Source organism: Staphylococcus canis (genome assembly GCF_016238445.1).
Lineage (GTDB): Bacteria > Bacillota > Bacilli > Staphylococcales > Staphylococcaceae > Staphylococcus > Staphylococcus canis.
The window spans coordinates 50,597-56,596 of the sequence record NZ_JABANU010000016.1 but is presented as its reverse complement, the minus strand read 5'-3'; the positions used below and the strand labels follow the sequence as shown (position 1 = coordinate 56,596).

The 6,000-nt window shown below is 32.4% G+C and carries 6 protein-coding genes; 1 reads left to right on the top strand and 5 read right to left on the bottom strand.

Features of this window, described 5'->3' with window-relative positions; all coding sequences use genetic code 11:
• Positions 1-138: 138 nt before the first annotated feature.
• The 5 genes from ptsP to auxA all read right to left on the bottom strand — a co-directional run bounded on the left by ptsP (position 139) and on the right by auxA (position 5,495).
• Entirely contained in the window at positions 139-1,869 is a 1,731-nt protein-coding gene (gene ptsP / locus HHH54_RS07375; protein ID WP_198618204.1) for a phosphoenolpyruvate--protein phosphotransferase, read from the bottom strand.
• Positions 1,869-2,135, bottom strand: a complete 267-nt coding sequence (locus HHH54_RS07370) for a phosphocarrier protein HPr (RefSeq protein WP_198618203.1) — start codon at positions 2,133-2,135, stop codon at positions 1,869-1,871. The genes ptsP and HHH54_RS07370 overlap by 1 nt, the downstream gene beginning before the upstream one ends.
• A gap of 158 nt (positions 2,136-2,293) precedes the next feature.
• Positions 2,294-2,824, bottom strand: coding sequence for a DUF697 domain-containing protein (locus HHH54_RS07365; protein WP_198618202.1), 531 nt, complete (start codon positions 2,822-2,824; stop codon positions 2,294-2,296).
• Positions 2,825-2,884: 60 nt separating this feature from the next.
• Positions 2,885-4,057, bottom strand: coding sequence for a class I SAM-dependent rRNA methyltransferase (locus HHH54_RS07360; RefSeq protein ID WP_198618201.1), 1,173 nt, complete (start codon positions 4,055-4,057; stop codon positions 2,885-2,887).
• A gap of 115 nt (positions 4,058-4,172) precedes the next feature.
• Positions 4,173-5,495 carry a lipoteichoic acid stability factor AuxA gene (gene auxA / locus HHH54_RS07355; RefSeq protein WP_198618200.1) on the bottom strand — a complete coding sequence of 441 codons (1,323 nt, stop codon included), beginning with the start codon at positions 5,493-5,495 and terminating at the stop codon, positions 4,173-4,175.
• 301 nt (positions 5,496-5,796) lie between these two features.
• On the opposite strand from auxA, the gene graF reads away from it, so the two are divergent.
• The gene (gene graF, locus HHH54_RS07350; RefSeq protein WP_198618199.1) at positions 5,797-5,928 is read left to right on the top strand and encodes a glycopeptide resistance-associated protein GraF; all 132 of its coding nucleotides are present in this window, start codon (positions 5,797-5,799) and stop codon (positions 5,926-5,928) included.
• Positions 5,929-6,000 lie beyond the last annotated feature (72 nt).

The following is a 6,000-nucleotide window of genomic DNA, read 5'->3' as shown; positions in this document are numbered from 1 at the left end:
TATCAAAAAACTATCAACTCTACGAGTTGATAAGTTCTATTTAAAATTAAAACAGGAAGATTTTTCATTTTTCATCATGAAAATCTTCCTGTTTTCGGTTCTGAGACACATTAATGTCCCAGCCCCTTGAACATCCTATTATTTTAAATCTAAATGCGCTGTTGTTTCATTTACTAAATCAACAACTTCGTCTACTGTCGCGCAATTAATAGCACGATCAGATAAACGCATCATTTCAGTCGTATTTAAGTTCTTAATAAGACGACGTGCTTTTAATATTGAAGTAGCACTCATTGAGAACTCATCCAAACCTAAGCCAAGTAACAATGGAATTGCTGTTTCGTCGCCAGCCATTTCTCCACACATACCTGTCCATTTTCCTTCTTTATGAGAAGCTTCAATAACTTGTTTGATTAATCTCAAAATTGAAGGATTGTATGGTTGATATAGATAAGAAACGCGCTCGGACATACGGTCGGCTGCCATTGTGTATTGAATTAAATCATTAGTACCTATACTAAAGAAATCTACTTCTTTAGCAAAGACATCAGCTAATGCTGCTGTTGATGGAATTTCCACCATGATTCCTAATTCAATATCGTCACTAACTTTAACGCCTTCGTTTTTAAGGTTTTCTTTTTCCTCTAATAATAAGGCCTTCGCATCACGAAATTCTTGAATTGTCGCGACCATTGGGAACATGATGTTCAATTTTCCATAAGTAGACGCGCGTAAAAGAGCACGTAATTGTGGACGGAAAATATCCGGTTGGTCTAAACATAATCGAATTGCACGATACCCTAAGAATGGATTCATTTCTTTCGGCAAGTTAAGATATGGTAACTCTTTATCTCCACCAATATCTAATGTACGCACAACAACACGTTTCCCTTTCATCTCTTCAAGAACTTTTTTGTATGCTTCAAACTGTTCTTCTTCGGAAGGCATTGTATCTCGTCCCATATATAAGAACTCAGTTCGATATAAACCAATACCTTCAGCTCCATTATCTTTTACACCTTTTAAATCATCAGGTGTACCGATGTTAGCGGCAAGTTCAACTTGTTTACCATCTTTTGATTTTGATGGCTCGTCACGTAACTGTTTTAAAGCTTCACGATCAGCGAAGAACGTTTCACGCTTATGTTGATAAGCACGAATTTCGTCTTCATTTGGATTAATAATAACGTCTCCAGTAAGTCCGTCTACTATAATCATATCACCTTGTTCAACAACATCTGTGATTTTCTTTGTTCCTACTACAGCAGGAATTTCTAATGAACGGCTCATAATTGCTGAGTGTGAAGTTCTCCCACCGATATTCGTTACAAAACCTTGTACGTATTGCTTGTTAAGCTGCGCTGTATCTGAAGGTGTTAAATCATGACCTACGATAATCACGCTTTCATCAACAATGCTTGGATTCGGTAATTCCACACCTAATAAATGTGCAAGCACACGTTTTGATACATCTCGGATATCAGCTGCACGTTCTTTCATGTACTCATTGTCCATCGATTCGAATATCGTGATAAAATTTTGAGTGACTTCTGTAAGTGCATGTGGTGCACTTGCTTGTTCATCTTTAATTTTACTCTCGATAGGTTGAATTAATTCTGGATCATCTAATACCAATAAATGCGCATCAAAAATAGCAGCTTTATCTGGACCGAGTTGTTCCTCGGCATTATTTCTAATTTTTGTTAATTCAACTTTAGATTGTTGAATTGCTTCATTAAATTTTGATACTTCTGCATCAGGATTATCGGTTTTTTCACTTTCATAACTTAAATCAGGTTCTACAAGTAAATATGCTTTGGCAATGGCAACACCGTCTGACGCGCCAATTCCCTTAATAATATCTGACATTATTTTGTAAGTCCTTCTTTACTTAATACTTCAGTAATCGCTTGAATCGCTTCAGACTCATCACTACCATCAGCATAAATTGTGATTTCAGCATCTTTTCCGACACCTAAACTCATAACACCCATGATTGATTTTAAGTTAACTTTTTTAGCGTTATACTCTAATTGAATATCAGAATCAAACTTTGAAGCTGTTTGTACTAGCATAGTTGCTGGGCGAGCATGGATACCTGTCTCGTCAATAATTACATATGATTGTTGTTCCATCTTATATCTTACTCCTTTAATTGAATCAATTTATTAGCTAAAAATTATTACTAATCCTGCTACATAGGTTTACCTTACCAAAATCCACCCTTAAATTCAATTCGTAATTGACTGTCACACAATGCTTTCAATCAAGTTTCGACAAATTTTCGAAATTTTTAAATGAGAGACTTTACTACATTCTCACATTTTTGAATATGTTCTTTTCCAAGTTTAGTCATAAAATAATAACTAATAGAAGCTGATACTGCTTGTCCAACCAATGGGAACCAACGTGTCTGCTTAGCTGCAGTACGTTTTGCTAAATCTTTAATAAACATTTTCACAATTCCATTTGTTACTTTTTGACCGATAAGCTGACTTCCTTGAATACCGGCTGCAACAAACACTCTATTTTTAACATCGTCTGATAATTTATTCACTTGTTTATGGTCTAGACCATAGATTTTATTAATATCTTCAATAATATCTCTCATTAATTTAACATCAACACCAAAATCAAAACCAGGTACAGGAATAAGTGTTGCTCCAGATGACATTAACGCCTTTTTCTTCACTAAGTTTTCAGCATATTTTCGACGCTCTTCAATTTCTTTTATTGATACTGGTAATTGATCTTTATGGCTAATATTATCTATATTTAATACTTTATTTCCAATCGTTTGTGTAATTTTACTAGAAATATTCATAATATTTTTCGCACTTCCTTTACTTTAATGGATAAAGTCAATATACCCTATTTACAATAATTAATGCTTTACTGTTATAAAAACAACTTTTAAATATTTAGAGGGTTTGTAATGCAGATGTGTTTTAAAGTCCTTAGGCAAACCCATAACCTCATCTAAATCAAACTCAACACCAACATCTTTCAATGTACGTTTAATCATATTTTTAAATGATTTTAAACTGAACATACTGTGATTAGTACTTAAAATAAGTGTGCCATTTTTATTTAGAAGCTCTAATGCGCCTGTAATTAATTTATCGTAATCTTTCATTACAGAAAACGTTTTATTTTTGCGTCGTGCAAAGCTTGGAGGATCAATAACGATAGTATCATAACTTAACTGATGACGTTTAGCATACTTAAAGAAATCAAATGTATCCATCACAAATATCTGTTGTGTGTTTGGATCAATTCCGTTTATACCAAAATTTTCTTCAGTCAGTATTCTTGAACGGTTAGCTAAATCAACACTTGTTGTTGTTTTAGCTTCCTGTGCTGCAATGACTGAAAAAGCCCCCGTATAACTAAATAAGTTAAGAATATTACGGTTTGTTGCGTAATAATCGCGTAATTTTTTACGTACTTCTTTTTGGTCTAAAAATATACCTGTCATAGGGCCATCATCAAGGTGTACATTATAAAATGTATGATTTTCCTCCATAATGATTGGAAACTCAGGCGCATCACCTAACACAAACCCACTTTGAATTCGTTCGTGTTTAAACCGTGTTTTTTCATATATTGAATTATAATCAAAAATTGCCGTAATCGCGCTTATGATAAGCGATCGATATGCGTATATCCCCTCTGAATACCATTGTACAAGGAGATGACCGTCATAGTTATCAATCGTTAAACCACCTATACCGTCACCCTCTCCATTAAATAAACGAAAAGCATTCGTACCATCAACATTGTAAAAATATTGTCGTTCTTCAAGTGCTAAAGCAAATTGTTTTTGAAAGTAATCTTCATTTATTTCCTCATTTGTATCATAAGTTAATACCCAACCAAGTCCTTTATGCTGACGTCCGACATAGCACGTTGCTATATACACATCTGTTGAAGTTTTTAATTGAAATAAATCCCCTTCGTTAAGAACATCACTTTTAAAAATATCTTCAGCTTCAACCAATGGGTATTGGTTAAAATATTTATCTTCCTTACCTTTATTTAAAGTAGCCGTTTTCATGTTTTATCAGCCTTTCCATATAACATTAAATTCATTTTAACATGAAAAAACCTGAAGTTAGAATGAGACTAAACAGTTCATTTATCGCTCCAGGTTTTGTTATTTACAGTTCATCTTAATAGGTCTTTTCAGGTGGTCTTTGTCTAAGTTGTAATATAAACGCAATAATAGCTGGTATTAGCATTAAAATTAAGATCGGCGTAATGAAAATTGATAATAAGAGACCGTTAAATAGAATCACAATATATTCCGTTAAGAGTTTAAAGAATATGATACTTATCATAAACAACTGTAAATAATAGTATTTTTGCTTTAGCATGAAAGTCACAGACGTTAGTATAAAAACAATGGATACTATTAAAAGTAAGAACAAACTAACCCATTCATAAACATATTGTGTTTGAGACAGTCTCCAATCACCTGACATAAATAAATTATTACGATTATTAAACTCTAATAAAATGAAGAATAGAATAATAACTCCACATGCAAGTACAACGTAGTCTTTTCTTAACCAACTTGGACGATGTAAAAAGGATGGGATATCATCCTCTTCTAAATGCGCCCACTTAAACCATTTATTTTTAATATGATCTTTTTGACGTCGCATTTTCTCCACATCAATACTCCGACGCGTTCTTCTTGAAATATTTTCTGTAAACTCTGTTGTGCGATTATGAATATCTTTAATATTGTATTTACCATGTTCTGTATATTGATATCGCTTACTTCTTGAGTATTCATTTGGTTCACCTGTGATTTCTTCTTGTGTAACAGGTAACGCGCGTCTTAAAAATAAAAAGTTCCAGATTGCCATCTGTCCTAAAACCCAAAGTATCATAAAAAATGTGTTGATACTTAAAACATCAATCGCTGCAATTTCTCGTGCCTCAATACGACCATATAACGATAATTGTGTCAGAATGTAACTAATTCCGTAACTTAGAATAATCCACAAATAATGTTGCTTTCTATGTTCAGGATTCAATTCATCCTTATAAGCAATATAGCCGATATGTATCAAGAATGGAAATACAAAAATAAATGCAACCCAACTATACACTTGAGACATAAATATTAATGTAAGGACAAAAAATATAATACCGATTAATAAAAAGAAAATAGATATATCATAGTCAAATCGTGTTGTATTCGTTAATGTTCGTCCTATTAAAACAACTAAAAGGCCGAATAGTAAAATAATAATGCCACTTATTAACGGAATGTCACCAATATATCGACTCATAACACGAATGATTTCATGGAAAAAGGCCATGGTAAAATCCCAAGCATTTTCGATATTAGGTATCTTTCTTTTACCGTCATTTAATTGGTGAATAAGCGGAATATTAATAAAAATAATAATGCTTAATAAAATAGAAAGTACACCAATCACATAACTATAAATGACCTCGGTGTATTTATTAAACAAAGACATACACTCACCTCATAACTATTATAAACAATTCAAGACTATCTGTCTGTAGATTTTGAGAAATTCAGTCTATAGAACGACTAAAATCAATCTCAAATTTTGAGTGTTGATAATATACTACAACATCCTAGATACCTTCCTCATTTATTATCCCTTATTCGCATATTAAAACGTTTTATTTCGATAGTTACCTTCTATTTTCCCAAAAGTTGAAAATAGAATCGGACATGATTATTCTTTCATGTTTAATTTATAGTCTATGGGGAAATACAAATATATACAACTTTAAAGGAGTGTAAAGAACATGGCTGAAAAAGATATTAAAAAAGCTGCTGAACAAGCAAAAGAAAAAGAACAAGAATTGAAAGATAAAAAAGAAGAAACAAAACAAGGTGCAGAAGAAACTAAAGATATTATTCAAAATACATTTGAATAATATTAACATCGTCACATCGTAATCTAAAATTATTCACAAATGAGATGTGATTTAATTAGACTATGACAGATT

Coding starts and splice junctions, on each gene's coding strand:
- ptsP (WP_198618204.1), bottom strand. CDS start 1,869: ATGTCAGATATTATTAAGGGAATTGGCGCGTCAGACGGTGTTGCCATT.
- HHH54_RS07365 (WP_198618202.1), bottom strand. CDS start 2,824: ATGAATATTTCTAGTAAAATTACACAAACGATTGGAAATAAAGTATTA.
- graF (WP_198618199.1), top strand. CDS start 5,797: ATGGCTGAAAAAGATATTAAAAAAGCTGCTGAACAAGCAAAAGAAAAA.
- HHH54_RS07370 (WP_198618203.1), bottom strand. CDS start 2,135: ATGGAACAACAATCATATGTAATTATTGACGAGACAGGTATCCATGCT.
- auxA (WP_198618200.1), bottom strand. CDS start 5,495: ATGTCTTTGTTTAATAAATACACCGAGGTCATTTATAGTTATGTGATT.
- HHH54_RS07360 (WP_198618201.1), bottom strand. CDS start 4,057: ATGAAAACGGCTACTTTAAATAAAGGTAAGGAAGATAAATATTTTAAC.